General features: G+C 70.7%; 26 protein-coding genes and 1 other RNA gene. 10 read left to right on the forward strand and 17 right to left on the reverse strand.

Annotated elements, in window-relative coordinates:
• Positions 1-40: 40 nt before the first annotated feature.
• The 7 genes from STRCI_RS12565 to STRCI_RS12595 all read right to left on the reverse strand — a co-directional run bounded on the left by STRCI_RS12565 (position 41) and on the right by STRCI_RS12595 (position 5883).
• A complete protein-coding gene (locus STRCI_RS12565; RefSeq protein ID WP_269658999.1) occupies positions 41-820 on the reverse strand; it encodes a response regulator transcription factor in 780 nt (259 codons plus the stop codon).
• 68 nt (positions 821-888) lie between these two features.
• The gene (pstB, locus tag STRCI_RS12570) at positions 889-1764 is read right to left on the reverse strand and encodes a phosphate ABC transporter ATP-binding protein PstB (RefSeq protein ID WP_269659000.1); all 876 of its coding nucleotides are present in this window, start codon (positions 1762-1764) and stop codon (positions 889-891) included.
• A 4-nt stretch (positions 1765-1768) separates the two neighbouring features.
• A complete protein-coding gene (pstA, locus tag STRCI_RS12575) occupies positions 1769-2683 on the reverse strand; it encodes a phosphate ABC transporter permease PstA (RefSeq protein WP_269659001.1) in 915 nt (304 codons plus the stop codon).
• Positions 2680-3627, reverse strand: a complete 948-nt coding sequence (gene pstC / locus STRCI_RS12580) for a phosphate ABC transporter permease subunit PstC (protein ID WP_269659002.1) — start codon at positions 3625-3627, stop codon at positions 2680-2682. Before pstC ends, pstA begins: the two co-directional genes overlap by 4 nt.
• Positions 3624-4607 carry a PstS family phosphate ABC transporter substrate-binding protein gene (locus tag STRCI_RS12585; RefSeq protein WP_269659003.1) on the reverse strand — a complete coding sequence of 328 codons (984 nt, stop codon included), beginning with the start codon at positions 4605-4607 and terminating at the stop codon, positions 3624-3626. The genes pstC and STRCI_RS12585 overlap by 4 nt, the downstream gene beginning before the upstream one ends.
• A gap of 261 nt (positions 4608-4868) precedes the next feature.
• Positions 4869-5272, reverse strand: an RNA gene (gene rnpB, locus STRCI_RS12590) — RNase P RNA component class A.
• A 29-nt stretch (positions 5273-5301) separates the two neighbouring features.
• Positions 5302-5883, reverse strand: coding sequence for a Uma2 family endonuclease (locus STRCI_RS12595; protein WP_269659004.1), 582 nt, complete (start codon positions 5881-5883; stop codon positions 5302-5304).
• 159 nt (positions 5884-6042) lie between these two features.
• On the opposite strand from STRCI_RS12595, the gene STRCI_RS12600 reads away from it, so the two are divergent.
• Complete coding sequence (locus tag STRCI_RS12600; protein WP_269659005.1) at positions 6043-6819, forward strand: MerR family transcriptional regulator; 777 nt, start codon at positions 6043-6045, stop codon at positions 6817-6819.
• Here STRCI_RS12600 and STRCI_RS12605 read toward each other — a convergent pair.
• On the reverse strand, positions 6770-8206 hold the full coding sequence (locus STRCI_RS12605) for an RNB domain-containing ribonuclease (RefSeq protein ID WP_269659006.1): 1437 nt from the start codon (positions 8204-8206) through the stop codon (positions 6770-6772). The two genes, STRCI_RS12600 and STRCI_RS12605, sit on opposite strands and share 50 nt — an antisense overlap.
• Before the next feature lie 76 nt (positions 8207-8282).
• Here STRCI_RS12605 and yaaA point away from each other — a divergent pair, with 76 nt between their 5' ends.
• Positions 8283-9065: a peroxide stress protein YaaA gene (gene yaaA / locus STRCI_RS12610; protein WP_269659007.1), complete on the forward strand. Its 783-nt coding sequence runs from the start codon at positions 8283-8285 to the stop codon at positions 9063-9065.
• Between the two features lie 60 nt (positions 9066-9125).
• On the forward strand, positions 9126-9758 hold the full coding sequence (eda, locus tag STRCI_RS12615; RefSeq protein ID WP_269659008.1) for a bifunctional 4-hydroxy-2-oxoglutarate aldolase/2-dehydro-3-deoxy-phosphogluconate aldolase: 633 nt from the start codon (positions 9126-9128) through the stop codon (positions 9756-9758).
• Here the strand turns inward: eda and STRCI_RS12620 are convergent.
• Genes STRCI_RS12620 through STRCI_RS12630 form a run of 3 tightly spaced genes read right to left on the reverse strand, consistent with a single transcriptional unit; the run spans position 9733 to position 12548 of the window.
• The gene (locus STRCI_RS12620; protein ID WP_269659009.1) at positions 9733-10947 is read right to left on the reverse strand and encodes a bifunctional RNase H/acid phosphatase; all 1215 of its coding nucleotides are present in this window, start codon (positions 10945-10947) and stop codon (positions 9733-9735) included. The two genes, eda and STRCI_RS12620, sit on opposite strands and share 26 nt — an antisense overlap.
• Positions 10948-10968: 21 nt before the next feature.
• Positions 10969-11712 carry a zinc ribbon domain-containing protein gene (locus STRCI_RS12625; protein WP_269664534.1) on the reverse strand — a complete coding sequence of 248 codons (744 nt, stop codon included), beginning with the start codon at positions 11710-11712 and terminating at the stop codon, positions 10969-10971.
• Positions 11709-12548, reverse strand: coding sequence for a Nif3-like dinuclear metal center hexameric protein (locus STRCI_RS12630; RefSeq protein ID WP_269659010.1), 840 nt, complete (start codon positions 12546-12548; stop codon positions 11709-11711). Before STRCI_RS12630 ends, STRCI_RS12625 begins: the two co-directional genes overlap by 4 nt.
• Positions 12549-12771: 223 nt before the next feature.
• Between STRCI_RS12630 and STRCI_RS12635 the strand changes: the two genes are divergently transcribed.
• Positions 12772-14043: a hypothetical protein gene (locus STRCI_RS12635; RefSeq protein ID WP_269659011.1), complete on the forward strand. Its 1272-nt coding sequence runs from the start codon at positions 12772-12774 to the stop codon at positions 14041-14043.
• A gap of 97 nt (positions 14044-14140) precedes the next feature.
• On the forward strand, positions 14141-14290 hold the full coding sequence (locus tag STRCI_RS12640) for a hypothetical protein (RefSeq protein ID WP_269659012.1): 150 nt from the start codon (positions 14141-14143) through the stop codon (positions 14288-14290).
• A gap of 56 nt (positions 14291-14346) precedes the next feature.
• Here STRCI_RS12640 and STRCI_RS12645 read toward each other — a convergent pair whose 3' ends face one another.
• From STRCI_RS12645 to STRCI_RS12655, 3 genes are all read right to left on the reverse strand, one after another.
• A complete protein-coding gene (locus tag STRCI_RS12645; protein ID WP_269659013.1) occupies positions 14347-15291 on the reverse strand; it encodes a 3-oxoacyl-ACP reductase in 945 nt (314 codons plus the stop codon).
• Positions 15291-16367, reverse strand: a complete 1077-nt coding sequence (locus tag STRCI_RS12650; RefSeq protein ID WP_269659014.1) for a Zn-dependent alcohol dehydrogenase — start codon at positions 16365-16367, stop codon at positions 15291-15293. The genes STRCI_RS12645 and STRCI_RS12650 overlap by 1 nt, the downstream gene beginning before the upstream one ends.
• Before the next feature lie 79 nt (positions 16368-16446).
• Positions 16447-17304, reverse strand: coding sequence for a MaoC/PaaZ C-terminal domain-containing protein (locus STRCI_RS12655; RefSeq protein WP_269659015.1), 858 nt, complete (start codon positions 17302-17304; stop codon positions 16447-16449).
• 317 nt (positions 17305-17621) lie between these two features.
• Between STRCI_RS12655 and STRCI_RS12660 the strand changes: the two genes are divergently transcribed.
• Positions 17622-19007, forward strand: coding sequence for a sensor histidine kinase (locus STRCI_RS12660; RefSeq protein ID WP_418953327.1), 1386 nt, complete (start codon positions 17622-17624; stop codon positions 19005-19007).
• Between the two features lie 5 nt (positions 19008-19012).
• On the forward strand, positions 19013-19645 hold the full coding sequence (locus STRCI_RS12665; protein WP_269664536.1) for a response regulator transcription factor: 633 nt from the start codon (positions 19013-19015) through the stop codon (positions 19643-19645).
• Positions 19646-19659: 14 nt separating this feature from the next.
• Here the strand turns inward: STRCI_RS12665 and STRCI_RS12670 are convergent, their stop codons facing one another.
• From STRCI_RS12670 to STRCI_RS12680, 3 genes are read right to left on the reverse strand one after another with little or no spacing between them, the layout of a single operon-like run.
• The gene (locus tag STRCI_RS12670) at positions 19660-20478 is read right to left on the reverse strand and encodes a hypothetical protein (RefSeq protein WP_269659016.1); all 819 of its coding nucleotides are present in this window, start codon (positions 20476-20478) and stop codon (positions 19660-19662) included.
• On the reverse strand, positions 20475-21017 hold the full coding sequence (locus STRCI_RS12675; RefSeq protein ID WP_269659017.1) for a SigE family RNA polymerase sigma factor: 543 nt from the start codon (positions 21015-21017) through the stop codon (positions 20475-20477). The genes STRCI_RS12670 and STRCI_RS12675 overlap by 4 nt, the downstream gene beginning before the upstream one ends.
• Positions 21018-21068: 51 nt before the next feature.
• On the reverse strand, positions 21069-22502 hold the full coding sequence (locus tag STRCI_RS12680) for an MFS transporter (protein WP_269659018.1): 1434 nt from the start codon (positions 22500-22502) through the stop codon (positions 21069-21071).
• 138 nt (positions 22503-22640) lie between these two features.
• Between STRCI_RS12680 and STRCI_RS12685 the strand changes: the two genes are divergently transcribed.
• From STRCI_RS12685 to STRCI_RS12695, 3 genes are all read left to right on the forward strand, one after another.
• Positions 22641-24344, forward strand: coding sequence for an MFS transporter (locus STRCI_RS12685; RefSeq protein ID WP_269659019.1), 1704 nt, complete (start codon positions 22641-22643; stop codon positions 24342-24344).
• A gap of 182 nt (positions 24345-24526) precedes the next feature.
• Positions 24527-25552 (forward strand): helix-turn-helix domain-containing protein, encoded by a 1026-nt coding sequence (locus STRCI_RS12690; RefSeq protein ID WP_269659020.1) that lies wholly within the window; start codon positions 24527-24529, stop codon positions 25550-25552.
• Between the two features lie 118 nt (positions 25553-25670).
• Positions 25671-26171 carry an RICIN domain-containing protein gene (locus STRCI_RS12695; RefSeq protein ID WP_269659021.1) on the forward strand — a complete coding sequence of 167 codons (501 nt, stop codon included), beginning with the start codon at positions 25671-25673 and terminating at the stop codon, positions 26169-26171.
• Positions 26172-26206 lie beyond the last annotated feature (35 nt).

Consider the following 26206-nt stretch of genomic DNA (forward strand, 5'->3'; position numbering starts at 1 on the left):
GCCGCGGTGTCGGAACCCCGTCATCACGCCCACCGCCTGTTCACCCACGGTTCACCTTCGCTCCGGCGCGGTCGCTTGCGGCCGTGTCCTCCCGCCCGCACTCCAGCCGGTACCCCATGCCCCGGATCGCGTCGATGGTGCACCGGCTGCCCGCCTCGTCCCGCAGCTTGTTGCGGACCCGGCGCACATGCACGGTGAGCGTGTTGCTGTCGAGCTTCTCCGCGCCCCACAGCGCCTTGGTCAACTCCCCTCGGCTGACGACCTTGTTGGGCCGCTCCACCAGATAGCGCAGCAGCAGGAACTCCCGCACCGGCAGGGTGAGCGAGCGCCCGCGCACATACACGTGAAAGCCCTCGACATCCAGCTCGATGTCCCCGGCGACCAGCATCCGCCGGCCGTTGTCCGTGGCCGCGCCGGCCCTGAGCAGCGGCAGGATCTCCTCGGCCCGGTAGGGGCGGGCGACGAAGGCCACCGCGCCCGCCGAGAGCGCGGCGGTGGCCTCCGCGGCGCCCTCTGCCCCGGCGCCGACGATGACCGGCACCGGGTGGAGCCGGGCGATCAGTTCGGTGACCGCGGCGGCACCGACCAACGGCAGCGGCGCGGCGAGCAGTACCGCCCGGGGACGGTGGGCGCCGACCTGGAGCAGGGCTTCGGCGCCGTCGTGGCAGACGAGGGTGCGCACACCCGCGGCGAGGAAGCGGGCGGCGACGTCCCGGGCGAGGTCGGGGTCGGGTTCGGCGAGCAGCAGGTCCGGGGGCTCTCCTTGTGGGGCGAGGGGGCCAGGTTCCTCGGGGGGTCCGTGTACCTCGTGGGGTGTCACCCGTCGTACTCCTTCACGTGGACGCGCAAAGGGGCGCGGAGCGGAGGGACCTCGGACGGGACACCGGCTCAGCCGAAGCGGCCGGTGATGTAGTCCTCGGTGCGCTGGTCGGCGGGGTTCTCGAAGATCTTCACGGTGGTGTCGTACTCGACGAGCCGCCCGTGCCGTACGCCCTTGTCGTCGACGTCGGCCGTGAAGAAGGCGGTGTAGTCGGAGATCCGGGCGGCCTGCTGCATGTTGTGGGTGACGATCACGATGGTGAAGTCGGCCGCGAGTTCCGCCATCAGGTCCTCGATCCGGGCGGTGGCGATCGGGTCGAGCGCGGAGCAGGGCTCGTCCATCAGGATCACCTCGGGCCGGACCGCGATGGCCCGCGCGATGCACAGCCGTTGCTGCTGTCCGCCGGACAGGGCCAGCGCGCTGGACTTGAGCTTGTCCTTGACCTCGTCCCAGAGCGCAGCCCCGGTGAGGGCCTCCTCGACGAGGTCGTCCATGGTGCCCTTCATGCCGTTGACGCGCGGCCCGTAGGCGATGTTGTCGTAGATCGACTTGGGGAAAGGATTCGGCTTCTGGAACACCATGCCGATGCGCCGCCGTACCTCGATGGGGTCGACGTCGGCGTCGTAGAGGTTCTCCCCGTGGTAGGCGACCTTGCCGGTCACGCGGGCGCCGGGGATCAGGTCGTTCATGCGGTTGAGGCAGCGGATGACGGTGGACTTGCCGCAGCCGGAGGGGCCGATCATCGCGGTGATCTGGCGGCGTCCGATGAGCAGGGACACATCGCGTACGGCCTGGTGGTCGCCGTACCAGATGTCCAGGTCGGAGATCTCGAACACCGGGTCGTCGAGGGAGGGTTCGGGACGGTTGGGTCGGCGGCCGCCGACGGACAGGGCGAGGCCCTGGGCGTCCTCGGCGCTCTCGGTGGGAAGGGCGTCGTCGGTCATGGGATCACCAGCGCTTGCTGAAGCGGTTGCGCAGCCAGATCGCGGCCGCATTCATGAGCAGGAGGATGGCCAGGAGGATGACGATCCCGGCCGCGGCGAGGTGGTGGAACTCCTCGCGGGACTGGCTGATCCAGCCGAAGATCTGGATGGGCAGCACGGTGTACGCGCTCTCCAGGCCCTCCGGGTTGAACGCCACGTAGGTCACCGCGCCGAGCAGCAGCAGCGGCGCGGCCTCGCCGATCGCCCGGGACAGGGCGAGGATCGAGCCGGTCGCGATGCCGGGCACGGCGGCGGGCAGCACCTGGCGCCAGATGGTCTGCCACTGGGTGGCGCCGAGGGCCAGGGATGCCTGCCGGATGGACTGCGGCACGGCCCTGATGGCCTCGCGCGAGGCGATGATGACGACGGGCAGGACCAGCAGGGAAAGGGTGAGCGAGGCCGTCAACACCGTGGTGCCGAGGGAGAGTTCGCGGGCCAGCAGACCGAGTCCGAGGATGCCGTAGATGATCGAGGGCACGGCGGCCAGGTTCTGGATGTTCAGCTCGATCATGCGGTTGTACCAGCGGTTCTGGTCGGCGTACTCCTCCAGGTAGATCGCCGCCATGATGCCGGTGGGCAGGCAGAACAGGGCGGTGAAGGCGATCACCCAGATCGTGCCGAAGATCGCGGACTGGGCGCCGGCGTTCTCGGGGCGGCGGATGGAGGGGAAGTTCTCCCACAGCCGGGAGTCGAGCCGGGGCCAGGCCTCCACCAGCACATAGGTGATGAGGACGCCGAGGAAGATGATGCCGACGGCGAGGCAGCACAGCAGGAGCAGCCGGAAGGCGGTCTCGCCGGGCCGGAAGCGGGGTCCGGCGAGCTTGCGCGGCGCCGGCTGGGCGGGCGGTTCGGTGACCCGGATACCGGTCCCGGTGGTCATTCGTACACCTCCCGGTACTTGCGCACGAGCCGGATGCTGATCACGTTCATCACGAAGGTGATGACGAACAGCAGGGCGCCGACGGCGAAGATGGTCTTGTACTCGAAGGACTGCACGGGCACGTCACCGGAGCCGGCCTGGGCGATGAACCCGGTCATGGTCTGCATCGCCTCCAGCGGGTTCCAGGTGAGGTTGGCGGTGAGCCCGGAGGCGATGGCGACGATCATCGTCTCGCCGATGGCCCGGGAGATCCCGAGCACGCACGCCGCGACGATGCCGGAGAGCGCGGCGGGCACCACGACCCGCACGGACACCACCCGCTTGCCGGAGCCGAGCGCGTAGGCCCCGTCCCGCAGCGAGGCCGGTACGGCGGCCATGGCGTCCTCGGAGAGCGAGGCGATGGTGGGGATGATCATGACGCCCATGACCAGCCCCGCGGAGAGGGCGTTCTGGAAGTCGGGCCCGGTACCGCCGGGCCACCACTCGCGCAGCCGGGGCGTGACGAAGCTGAGCGCGAAGAACCCGTAGACCACGGTCGGCACACCGGCCAGCACCTCAAGCGCGGGCTTGAGAGTCGCCCGCACCCGCCGATCGGCGTACTCGCTGAGGTAGATGGCGGCGCCGAGCCCCACCGGGACGGCGACCGCGAGGGCAATGACGGTGATGAGCATGGTGGCGCCGAGGAGGGGCAGCACTCCGTACTCGGGGGTGCTGAACAGCGCGGTCCACTCGGTCCCGCCGAGGAAGTCGGCAAAGCTGACGCGCTCGAAGAAGTCGACGGTGGGCGGGATGAGCGAGACAACGATGCCGACGGTCGTGGCGACCGACACGAGCGCCGCTACCAACAACAGCCCCTGGATGACCCGTTCGCCATAACGCGGCTTGGCCCGCCGCAGGGACCGGGACCCGGTCCCTGCGGGGGCCTTGAGCGTCGGCGAGGTCACCCCGCCGCTGCCTTCAGCTTGTCCAGGTCAGCCTTGAGCTCGGTCTCCTGCTCGGCGTTGAGCGGGATGAACTGCGCGTCCTCGGCGATGGCCTTGTGGTCCTCGACGTAGTACTCGACGAACCCGAGCACCTCTTCGCGCTCAAGGGCCTTGGCGGAGGGGTAGATGAAGAGCGGCCGGGCGAGAGGCGTGTAGGACCCGTCCTGAGCACTCTCCACGCTGGGCCCGACGCACCCTTCGCCGCCGTCGATCTGAAGGGCCTTGAGCTTGTCGGAGTTCTCCTCGAAGTAGGAGAACCCGAAGTACCCGAGCCCGCCCTTGGACCCGGCAACCCCCTGCACAATGACGTTGTCGTCCTCGCTCGGACTGTAATCAGTCCTGGAGGCCCCTTCTTCCCCGTTGATCTCATCGGTGAAGTAGTCGAAGGTGCCGGAGTCGGTGCCGGGCCCGAACAGCTTCAGCTCCTCGTCCGGGAACTTCGGGTCGACCTGGTTCCAGTTGTTCACCTTGGAGTCGGGCTCCCAGATCTTCTTGAGCTGCTCCGTGGTCAGGCACTCGACCCAGTCGTTCTCCTTGGGCACGACGACGGTGAGGGCGTCGTTGGCGATCTGGAACTCCTCGTAGGTGACGCCCTTTTCCTTACAGGCCGCGATCTCCTCGTCCTTGATCGGGCGGGAGGCGTCGGAGATGTCGGTCTCACCGTTGCAGAACTTCTCGAACCCACCGCCGGTACCCGAAGTACCCACGGTGACCTGGACCTTGGGCTGCTCCTCGGCGAACAGCTCGGCGGCGGCGGTGGTCAGCGGGGCGACGGTACTGGACCCGTCGACCTTGACCGACCCCGACAGCTCACTCCCCCCGGAGCCGCCGCCGTTGCCGTCATCGCCGTCGTCGTCACCCCCGCACGCGCTCACCGCCAGCATCACAGCCGCCATCAGAGCCAAGGGCGCCTTGGCCCGGCGCAACATATGAATGTTCACGTGACTCTCGATCCTCGTGTCCGCCGGTTTGCCCGGCCGCGTGTGCTGGATCGAATCTCGGCTGTATGAACTCTCCGCGTACGGGTCGCCACCCAAATGTGAACTATAGCCAGCCATCTATATAGACAGATCTTGTTACAGCATCACGGAAGGGTCACTTGAGCTGCTGGTTCTCAGTTCACTTGCAGTACACACTGGGTGGGCGGCGAGGGCGGGCGGCATAAGCGGAACCCGGAGGAAACCCGGGACACGGAGAAGCGGCAGACGAGTCGGGCTGTACGCCGGGTTCTGTTCCGGGGGTTCCTCGCGGAGCCCCCGGCGACGGCCATCCATCTAGGGCCGGTGTTGCCACCGGCCTCGTGCGGTCTACCCGCGGACTCGGGCGGGCAGCCCTCGAACGTCCGCGCAGAGCGCTTTTTACGGCGCTCCTCTTGACCTTGCTCCGGGTGGGGTTTACCTAGCTGCCCAGGTCGCCCTGGGCACTGGTGGTCTCTTACACCACCGTTTCACCCTTACCGAGGGCCTTGCGGTCCCCGGCGGTCTGCTTTCTGTGGCACTGTCCCGCGGGTCACCCCGGGTGGCCGTTAGCCATCACCCTGCCCTGTGGAGCCCGGACGTTCCTCGGGGAGATCCGAAAACCTCCACGCGGCCGCCCGCCCGGCTCGTCTGCCGTGTCGACCATGATACTAGGAGCTCAGAGGAAGTCCGCCGTGTCCAGGTCGAATGCGAACGGCTCCGGCAGGGTGAGGGGTTTGCCGAGCGGGCGGGTGCAGTGCTCCCGGTAGTCGTCCTTGTCCGGGTCACTGAACAGCGTGATCGAGGAGGCTGCACGGTCAACGAGCAGGTAGAGCGGGATGCCGCCCCTGGCGTAGCAGCGGCGCTTGGCCTCGCGGTCGGCCTTGGGTTTGGTGGACGTCACCTCAAGGACCATGGCAACGCCGTCACAGGGCATCCAGGATTCGGCTCCGCGGTAGAGCCTGAGCTCCCTTGGGGCGAATGTACCGTCAGGGATCACTCGGTCCTTCAGACCGAGGTCACCACCGCTATGCAACTTCAGCCCTTTGTTCCCAGAAAACTGCATGCGCGTCCGAGATCGGCCGTACACCTGTTCCACGATCAGCTCGATGTAGTCCTCGTGATCCCCGTCCGGCGGCGGCGTCACAACGATCTCCCCCTCGATCAGCTCCGCCCGGAAACCCTCCGGTGTGTCCAAGGCGAGAAAGCCCTCCAGCAGGACGTCTGCCTGCGTGAGCGGCTCATGGGCCATGGCAGTCATGTCACGCCCCTCCTTCGGTCGCTCGCCAGACTGGGACATCGGCTGATCACCTGTCCGTGAGTTCGGGAACCGTTCCCTCGATCGTGGCACACGATCACGGTCACCGTCAGGACACGGCCTGCTTGACCCCGCCGCCACGTCAAGGTTTCTACTGGTCGTATGCGTATCGGAGAGCTGGCCGACGCGGTCGGCGTCACCACCCGAACCGTGCGGCACTACCACCACCTCGGGCTGTTGCCGGAGCCGGAGCGGCTCAGTAATGGGTATCGGGACTACACGCTGCGGCATGGCGTCGTGCTTGCGCGGATCCGGCGGTTGACCGAGTTGGGGCTGGGGCTCGGGGAGGTTCGGGATGTGCTTGCCGATGATGTCGGGAAGGACATCTCCGAGGTGCTCGCCGAGCTTGATGAGGATCTGGCGAGGCAGGAAGTCGCTATTCGGGAGCGGAGGGCCCGGCTGCGGGCGTTGATGGAGGACGGGGTCACCGTCGAGGGGCCTGTCTCCGATGAGCTCGCCTCGCTGTTTCGGCGTACCGCCCATCTCTCCGACTCCCCCATGGCCGCCAAGGATCGGGAGATTCTCGCGCTCATTGAAACCACCGCTGGGGCGGAGGAGCGGGGGCGGCTGACCTCCTTGCTCGGTGACTCTCTCGGCACGGCCGAGGGCCTTGAGCGGGCCCGGGCCGCCTATGCCCTGCTCGACGACCTCGTCGACGCCGAGCCCAGCGATCCCCGCGTGGACGAGGCCGCCCGTGCGCTCGTCGACTGTCTCCCCGATGAGCTGCTGCCCAGCGCCACTGTCGACCATGACAGCAGCTTTCTGCGCGCCCTATACGCCGACTTCGCCCCCGCCCAGGCCGAGGCCATCCGGCGGACCATCCACATCGTCACGCGGGGGCGAAACTCACCCGAGCCGACCCAGGATCCGCCTGCATGAGGCGTACGCGCAGGCGTTCGCCCAGTGGCAGCGCGGCCTCGGACTCGATCCTGCCGATCACCGCCGGGTTCTCCAACTGCACCGTGCCGACCGTCGGTTCCAGCTCCTTCACCTCCACCACACTGCCGTCGAACACCTCCCCCACCCGGTCCTTCAGCAGCGCCGCCTCGACGATGTCCACGCAGGAGCGCTCGACCGTGCCGGCTCGACGTGAGCCGTCCGCCATCTCCCTGGGCAGTGCCTCCAAAGCGGCGGCCACCCAGTCGGGCGGAGCCCCTCCCGCTGCCGCTGCCACGCACAGTTCCGCCGCGAAACGGTCGGCCAGGCGGCGTAGGGGAGCCGTGCAGTGGGCGTACGGGGCCGCCACAGCGGAGTGCGTGGTGATCTCCGGCAGTTGTCCGTCGCGGAACACCGTGTAGCCCGCGCCCCTCAGCAGCATCGTGCACTCCAACAAAAACGCCGCGTGGTGCGGGTCACGGGGGTCCAGCGAGCGCACCAGCGCCGCGTACGAGACGTGGTGCGGCCAGTCGATGTGCAGGGCCGTCGCGGTACGGCGCAGGCGGCCCACCGCTCCGTCGGGGGCCGCCGGGAGCGTGCGCAGCACGCCCGTGCCGTAGCCGAGCATCAGGTCCGCCGCCGCCATCCCGGTCAGGAGGGAGATCTGGGCGTTCCAGCCTTCGGCGGGGAGCGGAGCGCGGTACGTCAGCTCGTACGAACCGGCACTCTCCACGATCTCCTGCTCGGGGACGTTCAAGGAGATCCCGCCCCTGTCCACCTCCAGGGCCTCCCTCAGCCGGCCGATCTCCGCCAGCAGCGCGATCGGTTCCTCCGCCGCCCCTCCGTCGATCTCCTTCTGCACTTCCGTGTAGTGCAGCTGCGCCCTGCTGCGGACCAAGGCCCGGCGGACGTCCACGGCGAGGGGGCGGCCGTCGGCGTCCAGGTCGATCGTCCACAGGACCGCCGGGCGCGTCTGGCCTGGCAACAGGCTCGCCGCGCCCTCGCTCAGCAACTGCGGGTGGAGGGGGATGCGGGTGTCGGGGAAGTAGAGGGTCAGGACCCGGCGGTGCGCTTCGATGTCGAGCGCCGAGCCGGGTACGACGAAGGCGGCCACGTCCGCGATCGCGTACCGGACGCGGTAGCCCGTGCCCTGCCGGGACAGGTACATCGCCTGGTCGAGGTCGGTTGCGGTGGATGGGTCGATGGTGAACAGGGGGACGTCCGTCGCGTCCTCCACCGGCAGGGATGGGTCCCTTGCCGTTCGTTCGGCCTCCGCCAGTACCTCGGGCGGGAAGGTCTCGGATATGTCCAGTTCGGTGCGCAACGCTGCGAGCGCGGCCCGGAGGGGGGCTTCGGGGGCGCCGGTCACGCGGATGTGGCGGCGGGGCATACAGCGAGCGTAGGGCGGGGGCCGCCCGGCGGCACGCCGTACGCTGTGGCCGAGCTCTACAGAAGGAGATCCACCCGTGCTTGTCCTGCTGCCGCCCTCCGAAGGCAAGGCGCCCTCCGGCCGTGGCGCCCCGCTGAAGCCGGAGTCGCTGTCGCTGCCTGGGCTCGCGGAGGCCCGTGCGGCCGTCCTCGACGAGCTGGTCGAGCTGTGCCTCGGGGATGAGGAGAAGGCGCGGGAGGTCCTCGGGCTGAGTGAGGGGCTGCGGGGCGAGATCGCGAAGAACGGCGCGCTCCGGACCGCCGGTGCCCGGCCCGCCGGGGAGATCTACACCGGTGTCCTCTACGACTCCCTCGGGCTCGCCTCGCTAGACGCCGCCGCCAAGAAGCGCGCCGCTCGGTCGCTGCTCGTGTTCTCGGGGCTGTGGGGTGCGGTCCGGGTCACCGACAAGATTCCCTCCTACCGCTGCTCGATGGGGGTGAAGCTGCCGGGGCTCGGTGCGCTGGGGACTCATTGGCGTACGGCCATGGCGGCCACGTTGCCCGAGGTCGCGGGGAACGGTCTGGTGCTGGATCTGCGGTCGGCGGCGTACGCGGCGGCCTGGAAGCCGAAGGGTGAGATCGCCGGGCGTACGGCGAGCGTGCGGGTGCTGCACGCGCCGACCCGGAAGGTCGTCAGCCACTTCAACAAGGCGACGAAGGGGCGGATCGTACGGAGTCTGCTGGCGGGCGGGGTGCGGCCGGGCGGGCCCGCCGAGCTGGTGGAGGCGTTGCGGGATCTCGGGTACGTGGTGGAGGCGGAGGCGCCGAAGAAGGCCGGTGCGGCTTGGTCGCTGGATGTGCTCGTGGACGAGATTCACTGAGCCGTTGCAGTGTGCGCAACGGTCTTTGCGCACACTGCAAACCGTCGGCAGGATGTCCGCATGACCTCCGTGCTGGACCTTGCCCCCGTCGTGCCCGTCGTCGTGATCGACGATCCCGCCGACGCCGTGCCGCTCGCTCGGGCGCTGGTCGCCGGTGGGCTGCCCGCTATCGAGGTGACGCTGAGGACTCCGGGGGCGCTGGACGCGATACGGGCCGTGGCGGGGGAAGTGCCGGATGCCGTGGTCGGGGCAGGGACCGTCATCACGCCCGGGCAGGTGACCGATGCCGTCGGGGCCGGGGCGCGGTTTCTCGTCAGTCCGGGGTGGACGGACGTACTGCTGGAGGCCATGCGGGCGTCCGGGGTGCCGTTTCTGCCGGGGGTTTCTACGACTTCGGAGGTCGTGGCGCTGTTGGAGCGCGGGGTGCGGGAGATGAAGTTCTTCCCGGCTCAGGCCGCCGGCGGGACTGCGTATCTGAAGTCCCTGTCGGGGCCGTTGCCGCAGGCGCGGTTCTGTCCGACCGGGGGGATCGGGCCCGACTCCGCGCCGGAGTATCTGGCGCTGCCCAACGTGGGCTGTGTGGGCGGGAGTTGGATGCTGCCCGCGGAGGCGGTCGCCGCGCGGGACTGGGCGCGGATCGAGTCGCTGGCGCGGGTGGCGGCCGGGCTCAGCGCAGGTGGGACGTGTCGTTGAAGAGCCGGACGCTCGCGTTGCCGTCGGCGTAGTAGGCCACCGCTGAGAGCGAAGCCGCCGAGAGTTCCATGCGGAACAGGGACTCTGGCGGGGCGCCGAGGGCTAGGCGGATGAGGGTCTTGATCGGCGTGACGTGGCTGACCAGGAGGACCGTGCGGCCCGCGTAGGCGGCGACCAGCTTGTCGCGGGTGGCGGCGATCCGGGTGGCGGTCTCGGTGAAGCTCTCGCCGTCGCCGGTGGGGCGGGCCCCGGGGTCGGCGAGCCAGGCGTTCAGGTCGTCCGGGTAGCGCTCGCGGACCTCGCCGAAGGTGAGGCCCTCCCAGGCGCCGAAGTCCGTCTCGCGCAGGCCCTCTTCGACGGTCACCTCAAGTCCGAGCCGGTCGGCCACGGCCTGGGCGGTCTGCCGGGTACGGGCGAGCGGCGACGCCACGATGGCCTGGACCGTCCCGCGCCGCGCCAGAGCCGCGCCTACCCGCTCGGCCTGGTCCCGTCCGATCTCCGACAGCACGGGATCACTGCCGCCGCTCCCCGAGAACCGCTTCTGCGGGGTCAGCGCGGTCTCCCCGTGCCGCAGCAGCACGAAGGTCGCGGGCGCGCCCATGTCGGCGGGAGCCCAGCCGGGGGTGGCGACGACCTTCGCGGCCCGCACATCAGCGTCGGCCTTGGCGGCTCCGCCACCCGGCTGCTCCGCCGCTGCGGAAGAAGAAGCAGCAGATGCCTCGGCAGCCCGCGAAGAGGAAACCCGGGAATCAGCCGCGGCCGCAGCGGCCGACGTCGCTCCCGAAGTCCCCGCGTCCATCGCCTCGTTCGCCAACCGGTCCGCGTGCTTGTTCTGGGCGCGCGGGATCCACTCGTACGTCACCCGCTCCGCTGGGAACACTCGAGACGCCTCCATGGCCAGGGGCTTCATGTCGGGGTGCTTGATCTTCCAGCGGCCCGACATCTGCTCCACTACGAGCTTGGAGTCCATCCGAACGTGCACGGACGCGGTCGGGTCCAGGTCGAAGGCGGCTCGCAGGCCCGCCAGCAGGCCCCGGTACTCGGCGACGTTGTTCGTGACCACGCCCAGGAACTCGGACCGTTCGGCCAGCGTCTCCCCCGTCGCCGCGTCGCTGACCACCGCTCCGTAGCCCGCGGGCCCGGGGTTGCCCCGTGACCCGCCGTCCGCCTCGACGATGAACTCCCGCACGCCCGGGACTCCTTACCGTTCCTACAGACCCGACTCCGCCGTACGCACCAGAATGCGCCGGCAGTTCTCGCAGCGCACCACCGTGTCCGGCGCCGCCGCGCGGATGTCGTTGATGTCGGTGATGGACAGCTCCTGGCGGCAGCCCTGGCAGGTGCGCTGGTACAGCTTGGCCGCGCCGATCCCGCCCTGCTGCTCGCGCAGCTTGTCGTAGAGCTTGAGGAGGTCGGCGGGGATCGCCCCGGCCACGACCTCACGCTCCTTGGTCACCGTCGCCGCCTCGCCGTCCAGCGACTCGAACGCCGCGTCCCGGCGCCCGGTCGCGTCGTCGATCCTCGACTGCACGGAGCCGACCCGCTCGGTCAGCTCGGTGACCCGCTCCTGCGCGGACTCACGGCGCTCCATGACCTCAAGGACCACGTCCTCCAGGTCGCCCTGGCGCTTGGCGAGGGAGGCGATCTCGCGCTGGAGGTTCTCCAGGTCCTTCGGCGAGGTGATGGCCCCGGAGTCCAGGCGCTGCTGGTCGCGGACGGCGCGCTGGCGCACCTGGTCGACGTCCTGCTCGGCCTTGGTCTGCTCGCGGGCGGTGTCGCTCTCCTCGGTCTGCGCGGCCACCAGCAGGTCGCGCAGCTGAGTGAGGTCCTTGGTCAGCGACTCGATCTCGGCGTGCTCGGGCAGCGAGCGGCGCTTGTGGGCGAGCTGCTGGAGGCGGACGTCGAGGGCCTGGACGTCGAGAAGGCGGATCTGGTCGGCGGGCGCGGCGTTCAGTTGGGGGCTCCAGGTGAAGGGGAGTGACTGGTCCAGGGGTCGGTGACCGTCTTCGAGACATGGACGCGAAGGTCCCAGCCATGGCGGTCGGAGATCTCGTCGAGCTGGGCGGCGGCCAGCTCGCACCAGGGCCACTCGGTGGCCCAGTGCGCCGCGTCGAGCAGCGCGAGGGGGCTTTGGGCGACGGCTTCGGACGCCGGGTGGTGGCGCAGGTCCGCGGTGAGGAAGGCGTCGACGCCGGAGGCGCGTACGACGTCGAAGAGGCTGTCTCCGGAGCCGCCGCTCACCGCGATCGTGCGGACCCTCGCCTCCGGGTCACCGGCGACGCGGATGCCCTGCGCGGTGGCGGGCAGGCGGGCGGCGGCGCGGGCGGCGAGCTCGCGGACGGTCGTCGGGTGGTCCAGCTCGCAGACCCGGCCGAGGCCGCGGCGGCCGGAGGGGTCGGCCGGGTCCGGCACCAGCGGCCGTACGACCCGCAGGTCCAGGGCGCCGGCCAGCGCGTCGCTCACACCCGGGTCGGCCGTGTCGGCGTTGGTGTGGGCCACGTGCAGCGCGATGTCGTTCTTGATCAGCGTGTGCACGACGCGGCCCTTGAAGTGCGAGGCCGCCACCGTCGTCGTACCGCGGAGGTAGAGCGGGTGGTGGGTGACGAGCAGGTCGGCGTCCAGCTTCACCGCCTCGTCGACGATCTCCTGGACCGGGTCGACGGCGAACAGGACCCGGGCGACCTCCTGGTCGGGGTCGCCCACCACGGTGCCGACCGCGTCCCAGGACTCGGCCCGCTCGGCGGGCCACAGGTTCTCCAGCGCGGCGATGACTTCAGACAGACGGGGCACGGGGAAAAGGCTACCTGCCTGTTCTGTGCCGTAGCACCGTCCCTGTTTCCGTGCCGTGGAACCGTCGCGGGGCCTCCTGGACCGCACGGCTCCCGCTCAGCACATTTGTCCCCGTTTCCTCAGGCGAATCGTTCCTGGGCCACCCCTTTGTGTGAAGCGAAAGCCTGCCGGTCCCACGTCTGTGCGTGCGAAAACTACCTTCGTCGCCGGAGGTGACCGGACGATGACGGCCTGTGCCATCGAATCCAGCAAATCCATCGAATCGAGCAGAGCCGGCGAAGCCGGCGAGCCCATGGAATCCATCGACTTCCCGGCTGCCGACTCCGAGGCACCGCGGGCGGAGTGCGCGATCACCGCGGACGGCGCCTACGCGGCCCGTCTCGCGCCGGCCGGCGACTGCTGGTTCCCGGAGCGCTGGACGCTCGACGGACCCGAGCCGTACGCGGTGCCGCTGCCCGGCAACCAGCCGGAGGAGCCCGGCACCGAGGTGCAGCCGATGGGCGACGGACGGGTCCTGATCCGCCGCGAGGCCGACGGACGCCATGTCTTCACCCTGCTCTACCCGACCGGGCCCGGCACCGGCGAGCTGCTGATCGGCGCGGTGGAGTGCCCCGAACCCGACACCCGGCTACGGCTGCTGCCCCCGGCGCCGGGCGGGGTCAAGGCGTACGCCCTCGCCGTGGGCCGACACACCAGCACCGTCTGGCTGGTGGCAGGCGGCGCCTTCGGTCCCGAGCACGTCACCGAGCTGCCGGGGCGCTGCTCGGGCGGGGTCTGGCTGGACCGCACGGGCCGGATGCTGGCGCTGGACCGGGAGGTCGGCGGGCGGACCAAGGCGATCGTGGTGGATCTGGAGCGCGGCGGCGAGGTCTCCCCGCTGCTTCAGATCGCGGCGGACAGCGACGACCGGCTGCTGCTCGCCGACCCGGACAGCGGACTGCTGCTGATCGGCTCGGACGCGCCCGAGCCGGGGCGCGGGGCACGGCTCGGCTGGGGGGTGCTGGGCAGCACGCTGCCGGTGCGGTTCCCGGAGTGTCTGCGGGTGCCGGACTGCAAGGTGACGCCGTTCGCGATCCAGCCCGGGCAGGTGCTGATGCCGGAGAGCTGCGGGGTGGCGCTGCGGGTGCACGGCGTGCTCGGCGGCTGGCTCGGCGTGTGGCGGCCCGCCGAGCGTCGGATGCGTCATCTTCCGGCGCCCGGGGGCTGGCTGGCGGGCGCCGGGCTGTGGACGCGGGAGGGGGAGCTGTTGCTGCCGTACGCCACCGGTGAGGTGCCGTGCGGTGTGCAGCGGACGGCTCCCTTCGACCCCGCCGGACCTCCCACTGGGGAGGGGGAGGACGCTTCGGGGGATCCGGTCCTGGACGGTGCGGCTTCAGCGGCGGGGGCCTTGCCGGCCGACGCCGGGGAGCCCGCGGACACGGATCCCCCGGAGCCGGTCGTGGCCCGTCCGGTGCCGTTGCAACAGGCGCCATTGGGGCGTCTTGTAACGAACTAGTGGCGGTCGGCGTGTGCGGCTGGATCCGGCACGAGGTGCGACGGATAAACTCGCCCGGCTGTCTGAAAGATCATGTTGACGGGGTGAATTTCTTCCGATGAGCGACACAACGACCCAGCCGCCTGCCCAGGACCAGGAGACCGCAGGTCACGGCAGGCACCGCGGTCCGGTCTCGTCCCACGAGGGCGAGGCGGCCCCGCGCGGCCGTCACCGCAAGCCGATGGAACGGACCGAGACGGCGGCCTGAACGGCCACGGACGGCCCCGCACCCTTCGTCTGCAAGGGGGCGGGGCCTTCCTGCGTCTACTGCCGCTTCAACCCGAGCACTTCCGCCGCCGCGAACGTCTCCCCCGGCGGCCGGTCCGCGTAGTGCGGAGTGAGTACGGCGTCCAGCTCGTCGTAGGAGAAGGTGTCCTGCTTGCTGTCGAACTGCGCCCGCACCCGCGGCCGTTCGACGACCGCGACCATGCCGCCGTGCACGACGAGCAGCTGACCGTTGATCCGGCCCGCGACGGGCGAGGCCAAGTAGCCGACGAGCGGGGCGACATGCTCGGGGGCGAGCGGGTCGAGGCCGTCTTCCGAAGGCTTGCTGAACACGTCCTCCGTCATCCGGGTCCGCGCCCGCGGGCAGATGGCGTTGGCGGTCACCCCGTACTTGGCGAGCGCCAGGGCCGAGGAGGTAGTGAGTCCGACGATCCCGCCCTTGGCCGCCGCGTAGTTGGGCTGCCCGGCGGATCCGGCGAGGAACGCCTCCGAGGAGGTGTTCACGATCCGCCCGTACACCGGTCCCCCGTCCGCCTTGGACCGCTCGCGCCAGTGCGCGGCCGCGAACCGGGTGGTGTTGAAGTGGCCCTTGAGGTGGACGCGGATCACCGAGTCCCACTCGTCCTCGGTCATCGAGAAGACCATCCGGTCGCGCAGGATGCCCGCGTTGTTGACGAGGATGTCCAGCTTGCCGAACTCCCTGATCGCCAACCCGACCAGCCGCGCGGCCTGATGGAAGTCGGCGACGTCCCCGGCGTGCGCCAGCGCCCGGCCGCCCGCCGCGCGGATCTCGGCGGCGGTCTCCTCGGCGGGACCGGAGGACGAATCGCCGGAGCCGTCCCGGCCGGGCTGCCCGTAGTCGTTGACGACGACGGCCGCCCCGAGCCGGGCCAGCTCCAGTGCCTCGGCGCGGCCGAGTCCGCGTCCGGCGCCGGTGACGATCGCGGTGAGCCCTTCCAGCGGGCCTTCCTTCGGGGTGGGCATCACAGCTCGACGCACGTACGCAGCGCGCTGCCCGTACGCATCTGGTCAAGCGCCTCGTTGATCTCCGCCAGCGGCACCCGGTGGGTGATGAGTCCGGCCAGGTCGACCCGGCCCGCCCGCCACAGGGCGATGGTCCGCTCGTAGGAGCGCAGCACATCGCCGCCGCCGTACAGGGAGGGCAGGATCCGCTTCTCGTCGAAGAACAGCTCGAACATGTTGAGCTGGAGGAAGTCGTCCATGGCTCCCGCGCCGACGATCACCAGGGTGCCGCCGCGCCGGGTGTTCTCGTAGGCGGTGCGGGCGGTGGCGGACTTGCCGACGACCTCGAAGACGTAGTCGAAGCCCTCACCGGCGGTGATCTCCTGCTTGGCGCCCGGGAGTTCCTCGGGGGACACGGCCTTGGTGGCGCCGAACCTCAGCGCGGCCTCACGGCGGCTGAGGACCGGGTCGACCGCGACGATCTCGGCGGCACCCTGGAGGCGGGCGCCCTGGATGGCGGAGATGCCGACGCCGCCGCAGCCGATGACAGCGACCGAGGAACCGGCCTCCACCGCGGCGGTGTTGATGGCGGCACCGAGTCCGGTGGTGACCCCGCAGCCGATCAGGGCGGCTATGTCGAAGGGCACGTCCTCGGGCATCGGCACCGCGCACCCGGCGTCGACGACGACCTCCTCGGCGAAGGTGCCAGTACCGGCGAAGCCGAAGACATCGCCGCCGGGGCGCTTGAAGTTGGGGGTGCCCGCGTTCATGAACCCGGCCAGGCACAGCTCGGTCTGGCCGCGCTTGCAGGCGGGGCAGGCGCCGCAGGCGGGCAGCCAGCACACGACGACCCGGTCGCCGGGCTTCAAGTGGCTTACGCCCTCGCCGACTTCGACGATCTCGCCCGCGCCCTCGTGACCGGGCACGAAGGGCACCGGCTGGGGCAGTACGCCGCTCATCGCGGACAGGTCCGAGTGGCACAGGCCGGTGGCCCGCACCCGGATCCTCACCCGGCCGGGCCCGAAGCCCACCGCCTCGACATCGTCGAGGACCTCCAGCTTGTCCTGGCCGGTCTCGTGCAGTACGGCTGCGCGCATGGTGCGGCTCCCCTCGGTGATGAGCTGAATGGGCCCCGGACTCGGACGTATGGCTCGGACCTGGGCTCAGACGCGGGACTCAGACGTGGCGGACGACGGTGTCGGTGAGGGCGGGCGCGTCGTCCCGGTCGACGGCGGTGACGGTGACCCGGACGGTGTCGCCCTGGTCCCACATCCGGATGCGCAGGGTCTCCCCCGGGAACACCACCCCGGCGAACCGGGTGGCGTACGACCGCACGCGGCTCGCCTCGCCGCCCAGCAGGGTGTCGACGACCGACTTCAGGGTGACACCGTAGGTGCACAGCCCGTGCAGGATGGGCCGGTCGAATCCGGCCTGCGCGGCGAAGTCGGGGTCGGCGTGCAGGGGGTTCCAGTCACCGGAGAGCCGGTAGAGCAGCGCCTGGTCCTCTCGCAGGGTGCGCTCGACGGTCTTGTCGGGCTCGCCGGTGGGCGGCTCCAGCCGGGCGGACGGCCCGCGGTCGCCGCCCCAGCCGCCCTCTCCCTTGATGAAGATCTGGGAGTCGTTGGTCCACAACGGCCCGTCCTCGTCCGCGACTTCGGTGCGCAGGACGAGGACGGCGGCCTTGCCCTTGTCATAGACGGCGGCGATGCGGTTGACGGTGGTGGCGGTGCCCTCGACCGGGAGCGGGCGGTGGATCTCCAGGGTCTGCCCGCCGTGCAGGACGCGGGCCAGCTCGACCTCGATGCCGGGCATGGAGAGTCCGCTGATCACACCAGGGGCGCCGGACCCGGCGACGGTGGCGAAGCTGGGCAGCACCTGCAGCCGGGACTCCAGGGTGTAGCGCAGCTCGCCCGGGTCGGTGGCCGGGATTCCGGCGCCGATGCCGAGGTGGTAGAGCAGCACGTCCTTGGCGGTCCAGGAGATCTCCCCGGACCGGGGTTCGGCGGCTAGGGCCTTCGCTGCGTCGATGGGCATGGGGCTCCTGCTCCTGATGGGTCGAACGGGTCCTGACGGTGGGTCTGAGACCTCGGCGCGGTCGTCCGCACCGTCGGCCGCGCCGAGGTCGCGCATGGGCGGACTGGGGATTTCAACGACAGGACGACCTAGAACGCGTTCCAGTCCGGCGGACTCGTTATAGCCGAGCGCCCCGCACTTGTGAAGACTCCTGACGTGGCGTCAGCTCACTTGGCGGACGGTGACATTTGTACCGCCGGAGTGCGGATTCCCGGCCCTGCCCTGGCGGCGGGTCGCTTTCCTACGCTGGGCGCTCCAACGTGTGAACGGGGTGGAACATGACGCAGGACCACTGCGAGAAGAACGACGAATGCCGTGAGCGGGACCGCAGGGGCCGGGCCCCCACCGGTCTGACCCTGCTCCCCTGGCTGCTGCTGGGCATGGGCGCCTTCTCCAACATCTTCCGGGCCGAGGCACCCAACCCGTGGATCGGCGGCCTGGGCCTGCTCACCTTCAACTCCCTCTACATCTATGTGACCTTCCGCGCCTTCCTGAAGGAGACCCGCGAGGCGCTCTCCACCCGGGTGGCCCTAGTCCTGCTGACCGCGGTGACCTGCGCCCTGGGCCTCGGCTACGGCGGCACCTGGCTGCTGTTCTTCCCGCTGCTCGGACTGGCCACGGGCGCGGCGGTACGGATGCCGCAGCTGCGCCTCGCCGGCGCCGGGGTGACGGCGCTCGCCGGGGTGGTCTGTGTCGTCAAGGACGGCTGGGGCGGCCTGGACACGGCGTACGCCACGGCGATCTCCGCGATGGTCACGGCGGCGATCCTCTCCCTCTCCGACGCGGTACGCGACCTGCGCGCCGCCCGCGAGGAACTCGCCCGGCGCGCGGTCGAGGAGGAACGCCTGCGCTTCTCCCGCGACCTGCACGACCTCCTCGGCCACACCCTGTCCGTGATCGTCGTGAAGTCCGAGGCCGCCCGCCGGCTGGCCCGCGCCGACGTGGACGCGGCCGTCTCGCAGATCACGGACATCGAGTCGGTGGGACGCCAGGCGCTGACCGAGATCCGCGAGGCGGTGACGGGGTACCGGGAGGGCAGCCTGGCCGCCGACCTCGACCGGGCGCGCTCGGCGCTGACGGCGGCGGGCATCTCGGTGACGGTGGACCGCTCCGGACCTCCGCTCCCGCCTCGGACCGAGGCCCTGCTCGGCTGGGTGGTCCGGGAGGCGGCGACGAATGTACTGCGGCACAGCGGGGCGGCACGGTGCGCGATCACGGTGTCGGGGGGCGAGGGGTCGGTACGGCTGACGGTTGCCGATGACGGGCATGGCGACCTCGGTTCCGGGGTGGACGGGACGGGGCTGCTGGGGCTGCGGGAGCGTCTGGCCACGGTGGGCGGGTCGCTGAGGGCGGAGGCGGGGGGACCGCTGGGCGCGAAGACGGGCGGATCGCTCGGCGCGGAAGCGGGGGGACCGCTGGGCGCGAAGGCGGGCGGATCGCTCGGCGCGGAAGCGGGGGGATCGCTCGGCGCGAAGGCGGACGGATCGCTCGGCGCCAAAGCGGGCGCAGGAGGCGGCTTCCTGGTGACGGCGGAACTGCCCTACAGGGAAGGAGAGTTGGCTTCTGCCTCGCCCTCCCTCCCCCTCCCCTCCCCCACCCACCTGCAAGAACCCTCCGCCGACACGGCTCCGATCGCCCCCTCCCGACCTACTCTTGCCCCGTGAACGAGATGCCCCGGGACTACCGGCCCGCCAAGTCCATCAGGGTGCTGCTCGCCGAGGACCAGGGCATGATGCGCGGCGCGCTGGCGCTGCTGCTCGGGATGGAGCCGGATCTGGAGGTCGTCGCGCAGGTCGGGACGGGCGACGCCATCGTGGACGCGGCCCTCACCTACCGGCCCGACGTGGCCCTGCTCGACATCGAACTGCCGAACCGCAGCGGGCTGGACGCCGCCGCCGACCTGCGTGACCAGGTGCCCGACTGCCGGGTGCTGATCCTGACCACCTTCGGCCGCCCCGGGTATCTGCGGCGGGCCATGGAGGCGGGCGCCGTCGGGTTCCTGGTGAAGGACGGTCCGGTGGACGACCTGGCGGTGGCGATCCGCCGGGTGCTGACCGGGGAGACGGTGATCGACCCGGCGCTCGCGGCGGCCGCGTTGAGCGCCGGGCCCAGTCCGCTCACCGCCCGCGAGTGCGATGTGCTGCGCGCCTCGGCGGACGGCGCGACGGTCGCCGACATCGCCGCCGACCTCCATCTCTCCGAGTCCACGGTCCGCAACTACCTCTCCTCCGCCATCGGCAAGACGGGCACGCGAAACCGCGCGGAGGCCCTGCGGGCGGCCCGGCAGCAGGGGTGGGTTTAGGGCTACTGGGCGCCCTACGGCAAGGCGGGTAGCGTGACCAGCACTTCCTTGTAGGACGTCCCTCGCGGTGCCACGCACACGAACCAGTCCACGGGGGAACCCTGGGCGGGGCGGATCAGCGCTTCGTCGGTGCCGGCCTCCTCGCCCGGGCGGGCGCGGCCCACCTTTGTGCTGGTGCCGTCCTTCCAGTGGCAGCTGAGGAATTGGGCCGTCCCGGCCACCTGCCCGATGACCAGGCGCTGGGGGCCGTCGGTATCCGGCGCCAGCGGGATGGCGGCGGTCTGGAGGTCCCTGCCGGACATCGTGTCCGACGCGGGGATCCTGTTCTCCATCACCTTCGAGGTCCGCTCGCCGTAGCTGCGCTTCACGAAGTAGGTGACCGTCCCGATCAGGTCGGCGGGCGCCTCGGCGTCCGGTGGGGTGCCGTCGGCCTCCACCAGCGCGTTCCACACGGTGGCCGCCTCCGCCTCGTTGCGCGGCACCGGCCACACGTCCACGAAGACCGACCACTGTTCGCCCTGGTCCGTTCCGGTCGCCAGCGTGGTCCGGTAGGGAGCCGACAGGTCCCGCTGCTCCGACGAGGGCCGGGTGGCCACCTGTCCCTTGTCCGTGCCGCCGGGCAGCCCCGCCACCGCCACGGCCCCCGAAGTCCCCGCGATCACCAGTGTCGTGGCCGCCGCCACCGCCCAACGGCGCGCCCTGCGCCTGCGTCCGCCGCGGAGTACCGCCTGGGTGGGGGCTATACCGATCTCGACCTCGTCCGCCGCCTCGGCCAGCAGGAGGGCGATGTCCCTGTGTGTCATGTCGCCGTTCGTCTCCCGGTCCACGCTCATCGCATCCGCCCTCCGTACGTCACCGTCTCCGCCAGGCCCGGTATGGCGCGCAGTTTCGCGATCCCCTTGGCCGCGTTGCTCTTCACTGCGCCGACGGAGCAGCCCATCGCCTCCGCCGTCTGGGACTCGGTGAGGTCCTCCCAGTAGCGCAGGACCACCGCCTCCCGCTGCCGGGGCGGGAGTTGGGCCAGCGCCGTCAGCAGGACGCCCCGGTCGTCGGCCTGGGCGATGCGGTCCCCGGTGTCCGGCACCTCGCGCACCAGGCCCGAGTCGTCCTTCGGCGCCAGGAACTCCCTGAGGCGCTTGCGGTGCCTGCGCGCGTGGGCGTTGATCATCACGCGCCGTACGTATGCCTCGGGTTCATCGGCCGAGCCGACCTTCCGCCAGGCCACATAGACCTGTTCGAGCGTTGTCTGGACCAGGTCCTCCGCGGCGTGCTGCTCCCCCGTGAGGAGAAATGCCGTGCGCATCAGCCGCGGCCAGCGGCCGGTGACAAAGTGCTGGAACTCCTCGTCCCGAGCCTGTTGTCGTTCCCCCATGGGCACCTCCTAGATGCATGAAGGAGTCCATGAGCCGCCCGGACCGTTGCCTCACTCCGCCGATATTCTCCGCGGCAGCCACAGCAGCATCAGCAGTGTCCCGGCCAGGAGCACGCCGGTGCCGGTGCGGAACACCAGGGCGTAGCCCTCCGTCAGGGCTCGTGCCGTGCTGCCGGAGCTGTGCTCGGTGCGGGCGGCGGCGATCGTGGACATCACCGCGAGGCCCAGTGAACCGCCCATCACGCGGGAGGTGTTGACCAGACCCGATACCAGGCCCGCCTCCTGCGGCGGTGCTCCCGAGATGGCCAGCGCGGCCAGTGGGGTGGCCGTGAGTCCCGCGCCGAACATCATCAGGATCCCGGGGATCATGATCGTGAGGACGTAGGAACTGTCCACGGTCATCGTCGACTGCCAGGCGAAGCCGATCGCCGCCACCAGCGTGCCGAGGGCGGCCAGGACGCGGGCGCCGAACCGGGGCATCCAGCGGGGCGCGAGCTTGGAGCCCGCGACCACGGCCAGGGAGCTGGGCACCAGGGCGAGGCCGGCCTCCAACGGGGTGTAGCCGAGGACGTTCTGGGTGTACAGCGTCATGAAGAACCACATGCAGAACATCGCGGAGCCGCACAGGAACATCGACACGTTCGCCGAGGACACCGAGCGGCGCGCGAGCAGTCCAAGGGGCATCAGCGGTGCGGTCGTCCGTGCCTCGACGGCGAGGAACAGCCCGATCATGGCGAGCCCGGCGACCAGCGGCACCAGGGTGGCCGTCGCCGTCCAGCCCGCGGCCTCGGTCTGGGAGATGCCGTAGGCGAGGGTGGCCAGTCCCGCGGTCACCAGGACCGCGCCCGGCAGATCGAGGCGGCGTCCGTCGCCCGTGCGGCTCTCGGCGAGCCATCGGGCGGCGCCGAAGAGGACGACCGCGCCGACCGGGACGTTGATCAGCAGGACCCAGCGCCAGGACAGGACCTCGACCAGCAGTCCGCCGACGAGTCCGCCCGCGGCGCCGCCGCCCGCGCCGACCGCGGTCCAGGTGGCTATCGCCCGTGCCCGCGCCGGGCCCTCGGGGACGGCCGAGGTGAGGATCGTCAGGGTGGACGGCGCGAGTACGGCCGCGCCGAGGCCCTGTACCGCCCGTGCGAGCAGGAGCTGCCAGTCGTCCTGGGCGAGTCCGCCGCCGAGGGAGGCCAGGGTGAACAAGCCGAGGCCGACGAGGAACATCCGCTTGCGGCCGTAGAGGTCGCCGGCCCGGCCGCCGAGCAGCATGAACCCGGCGAAGGCGATGGCGTAGGCGTTCACCACCCACTGGAGTCCCTGTTCGCTCAGTCCCAGTCCGGTGCGCATCGACGGCAGCGCGGTGTTCACGACGGACACGTCGAGGACGACCAGGAACTGGCCCGCGCATGCGAGCGCCACCACCAGCCAGGTGGGCGGGGCGGCGCGACGGGACCCTCGGGAGACCTCAGTGGCTTCGAGCATGCCCGTCATGCTCTCAACCGCTGGACACTCCTGACATCGGAATTTCGACCTACGCCGAAAGCCGCGCGCTTCAAGGAAAGGTCAAGAATTCGTTAGTGAGCCAAAGCATCGGAATAGTTGCCCCGGCGCACCGAGTTCGCAGTACACATGACACGTACGACCAACGACCGGCCCGCCGTCGTCCCCGTCCTCGCCTTCGCGGGCATCGTGGTCGCGGTGATGCAGACCCTGCTTGTGCCGGTCATCAAGGACCTGCCGCAGCTGCTGGACACCTCCCCCTCCAACGCCACCTGGGTCCTCACCTCCACCCTGCTCTCCGGCGCCGTCGCCACCCCGATCATGGGCCGCCTCGGCGACCTGTACGGCAAGCGCCGGATGCTGGTGCTCAGCCTCGCCGTGATGGTGGTCGGCGCCCTGGTCAGCGCCGTCACCAGCGCCCTGCTCCCGATGATCGTCGGCCGTACCCTCCAGGGCTTCGCGATGGGCGCCATCCCGCTCGGCATCGGCCTGATGCGCGACATGCTGCCCCGCGAGAAGCTCGGCTCGGCGATGGCGCTGATGAGTTCCTCGATCGGCGTCGGCGGCGGACTCGCGCTGCCCGCCGCGGCCCTGGTCGCCCAGAACACCGACTGGCACGCCCTGTTCTACGGCGCCGCCGGCCTCGGCATCCTCGCCATCGCCCTCACCCTGTTCGCCGTACCGGAGTCCCCGATGCGCGCCGAGGGCACCTTCGACCTGCCGGGCGCGCTCGGCCTCTCCACCGGCTTGGTCCTCTTCCTGCTGCCGATCACCAAGGGCAGTGACTGGGGCTGGACCTCCGCCACCACGCTCGGCCTGTTCGCCGCGTCCGCCGCGGTGTTGCTCCTGTGGGGCGTCTACGAGCTGCGCTCCAAGGCACCCCTGGTCGATCTGCGCACGACGGCCCGCCCCGCGGTGCTCTTCACCAACCTCGCCTCGATCATGGTCGGCGTCTCCTTCTACGTGGTCTCCCTGGTCCTGCCGCAGCTCCTCCAGCTCCCCACGAGCACCGGTTACGGCCTCGGCCAGTCGATGGTGGTCGCGGGTCTGCTGGTCGCCCCGCTGGGCCTGACGATGATGTTCACCGCACCGGTCTACGCCCGCCTCTCGGCCAAGCACGGCCCCAAGTTCACCCTCATCCTGGGCCTGTTGATCATCGCCGTCGGCTACGGCGCGGGCCTCGGTCTGATGAGCGCGGCCTGGCAGTCCCTCGTCATCGCGGTCCTGCTCGGCGCGGGCATCGGCCTCGCCTACTCCTCGCTGCCCGCACTGATCGTCGGCGCGGTCCCGGCCTCGGAGACGGGTGCGGCGAACGGTCTCAACACGCTGATGCGGTCCATCGGTACGTCCGTCTCCAGCGCCGTCATCGGCATGGTGCTGGCCAACACGGCGAACACCGTGGGCGGTGTGGAGATCCCGACGATGCAGGGTTTCCGTGTCTCGTTCCTGATCGCGACCGGCGCGGTGGCGATCGGCCTGCTGCTGGCGCTGTTCCTGCCGAAGCCGGACCGCGCGCCGCGACTGCGGGCCAGCAGCGAGGAGGAGGCCAACCTGGCCCGCGCCGAGGAGGCGTTGCGCGGCTTCCGCGGCCGGGTCCTGGACTCCGGGGGCGCACCGGTCGCCCGCGCCAAGGTCACCCTGATCGACCACAGCGGCCGCCAGGCGGGCGCCACGCTCTCGGCGGAGGACGGCAGTTACGCCCTCTCCGTCCCGGCGCAGGGCGCCTATGTCCTGGCCGCGAAGGCCAACGGCCATGGCCCGCACGCCTCTTCGGCGACCCACGCGGGCGGCGACGGCGCGGTCGACGTGGACCTGGCGCTCCCTACGGCCTGACCCGACCCGATCCCTGATCAACCCGCCATCGATCAACGCGCCCCGGTCAACTCGCCCCCCCCATCAACCCGAGAGCATCTCTTCCCCTCGAATCCACCCGCCGTTCACGGCGAGCAGGGTTCTCCCACGCACCATCCGTCCCTGTGATCTTCGTGTGAACGGGGACGGAGGGTGCGGGCGGGATGATCGGGACGGTATTCCGGTGCGCGGACGTGCCGGCCGAGGACAGGTTCGAGTACTGGCGGGAGCGGGTCGGACGGACCGTCGCCCCCGCCGACGTCACCAGTGACTACGCCACCGACTACTGGGCGGAGCAACGGCTGTTGCAGTTGGGGCCGGTCACGATCTGGCCGGCCTCGTTCCTGCCGACGCGGTTCCGCCGGAGCGCGAGGATGGTGCGGCAGTCCGACCCCGAGCTGTACCACCTCAGACTGGTCGTGCGCGGCGGTCTGGCCGTCGATCACGACGGCCGGGCCGACACCTACGGTCCGGGCGACATGTATCTGGCGGACAGCTCGCGGCCGGGCGATGTGCGCTCGTACGACGACGGGGAGCGCAGCCCGGTCACCGGCGTGGGCGTCGAGGTGCCCAAGGTGCTGTTCCCGGTGCCCCCGCACCGGGAGTTGCTGGGCAGACGGCTGTCCGGCCGGGAGGGGACCGGCGCGCTGCTCAAGGACTTCGTCACCGGGCTGGTCCGGCAGGCCGACACCCTGCGCCCGTCCGACGCGCCACGCCTGGGCACGGTCCTGCTCGACCTGGTGTCGACCTGGGTGGCACAGGTGCTGGAGGCGGAACGGGCGCTGCCGCCGGAGACCCGGCAACGGGCGCTGATCACCGAGATCCACGCGTTCATCCGGCAGAACCTGCACGATCCGGAGCTGACACCGCCCGTGATCGCCGCGGCGCACCACATCTCCCTCAGCTATCTGCACCGCGTCTTCCAGGAACAGACGGGCGGCGAGACCGTAGCCGCCCGGATCCGGCGGCTACGTCTCGAAGGCGCCCGCCGCGACCTCGCCGACCCGGCGCTCGGCTCCACCCCGATCCACACCATCGCCGCCCGCTGGGGCCTGCCCCGCGCCTCCGACTTCTCCCGCGGCTTCCGCGCCGCGTACGGACTGCCGCCGAGGGAGTTCCGGCAGCGTGCGCTGGCCGCGCACAGACAGACAAACGCGTACACACGGACAAAGGGGCCCGCGCGGCCGTAGACGCACTGTCAAGTCACTGTGGACCCATTGCTAACGACTCCACCGGGGCTCACCTCGCATGCTGATCGGGCAGCCGCACCACACCGCATCGACACAGTCAGAGAGGTTGACCGCTCTCATGCACGTGAAGTCCCTGACGAAGATCTCCGCAGTCGCCGCCGGCGCCCTGTGCGCCCTCGCCTTCGCCACCCCGGCGCAGGCCGAGGACGACTTCCGGCCCCTCACCAACCGCGCCACCGGCAAGTGTCTGGCCGTTCCCAACGCCAGCACCGCCAACGGAACCGGCCTCATCCAGTGGGGCTGCAACGGCTACTCGGAGCAGAACTGGACCCTGACCCATGTCGCGGGCGGCAACGGCGACCGTTGGACCATCAGGAACCAGAACAGCCTGAAGTGCATCGCCATCCCCCAGTCCAGCACCGCCAACGGCACCCAGGCCATCCAGTGGACCTGCGACTCCGCCAACACCGACCAGGTCTTCATCAAGGACAGCTGGGGTCGGCTGCGCAACGTCAACAGCGACAAGTGCCTCGCCGTCCCGAACTCCAGCACCGCCAACGGCACCGAGATCATCCAGTGGACCTGCTCCGAGAACTTCAACCAGCGGTGGGCTTTCTGACACCCGGCCGTTGAAGTGACGAAGGAATCTTCCCT

It is taken from the genome of Streptomyces cinnabarinus (assembly GCF_027270315.1).
GTDB classification, from domain to species: domain Bacteria; phylum Actinomycetota; class Actinomycetes; order Streptomycetales; family Streptomycetaceae; genus Streptomyces; species Streptomyces cinnabarinus.

Bases quoted from the DNA above. Each gene is read 5' to 3' on its own strand.
- pstB (WP_269659000.1), bottom strand. From the start codon at position 1,764: ATGACCGACGACGCCCTTCCCACCGAGAGCGCCGAGGACGCCCAGGGC.
- pstA (WP_269659001.1), bottom strand. From the start codon at position 2,683: ATGACCACCGGGACCGGTATCCGGGTCACCGAACCGCCCGCCCAGCCG.
- STRCI_RS12595 (WP_269659004.1), bottom strand. From the start codon at position 5,883: ATGACTGCCATGGCCCATGAGCCGCTCACGCAGGCAGACGTCCTGCTG.
- STRCI_RS12600 (WP_269659005.1), top strand. From the start codon at position 6,043: ATGCGTATCGGAGAGCTGGCCGACGCGGTCGGCGTCACCACCCGAACC.
- STRCI_RS12605 (WP_269659006.1), bottom strand. From the start codon at position 8,206: ATGCCCCGCCGCCACATCCGCGTGACCGGCGCCCCCGAAGCCCCCCTC.
- eda (WP_269659008.1), top strand. From the start codon at position 9,126: ATGACCTCCGTGCTGGACCTTGCCCCCGTCGTGCCCGTCGTCGTGATC.
- STRCI_RS12635 (WP_269659011.1), top strand. From the start codon at position 12,772: ATGACGGCCTGTGCCATCGAATCCAGCAAATCCATCGAATCGAGCAGA.
- STRCI_RS12640 (WP_269659012.1), top strand. From the start codon at position 14,141: ATGAGCGACACAACGACCCAGCCGCCTGCCCAGGACCAGGAGACCGCA.
- STRCI_RS12645 (WP_269659013.1), bottom strand. From the start codon at position 15,291: ATGCCCACCCCGAAGGAAGGCCCGCTGGAAGGGCTCACCGCGATCGTC.
- STRCI_RS12650 (WP_269659014.1), bottom strand. From the start codon at position 16,367: ATGCGCGCAGCCGTACTGCACGAGACCGGCCAGGACAAGCTGGAGGTC.
- STRCI_RS12655 (WP_269659015.1), bottom strand. From the start codon at position 17,304: ATGCCCATCGACGCAGCGAAGGCCCTAGCCGCCGAACCCCGGTCCGGG.
- STRCI_RS12660 (WP_418953327.1), top strand. From the start codon at position 17,622: ATGACGCAGGACCACTGCGAGAAGAACGACGAATGCCGTGAGCGGGAC.
- STRCI_RS12665 (WP_269664536.1), top strand. From the start codon at position 19,013: ATGCCCCGGGACTACCGGCCCGCCAAGTCCATCAGGGTGCTGCTCGCC.
- STRCI_RS12670 (WP_269659016.1), bottom strand. From the start codon at position 20,478: ATGAGCGTGGACCGGGAGACGAACGGCGACATGACACACAGGGACATC.
- STRCI_RS12675 (WP_269659017.1), bottom strand. From the start codon at position 21,017: ATGGGGGAACGACAACAGGCTCGGGACGAGGAGTTCCAGCACTTTGTC.
- STRCI_RS12680 (WP_269659018.1), bottom strand. From the start codon at position 22,502: ATGACGGGCATGCTCGAAGCCACTGAGGTCTCCCGAGGGTCCCGTCGC.
- STRCI_RS12685 (WP_269659019.1), top strand. From the start codon at position 22,641: ATGACACGTACGACCAACGACCGGCCCGCCGTCGTCCCCGTCCTCGCC.
- STRCI_RS12690 (WP_269659020.1), top strand. From the start codon at position 24,527: ATGATCGGGACGGTATTCCGGTGCGCGGACGTGCCGGCCGAGGACAGG.
- STRCI_RS12695 (WP_269659021.1), top strand. From the start codon at position 25,671: ATGCACGTGAAGTCCCTGACGAAGATCTCCGCAGTCGCCGCCGGCGCC.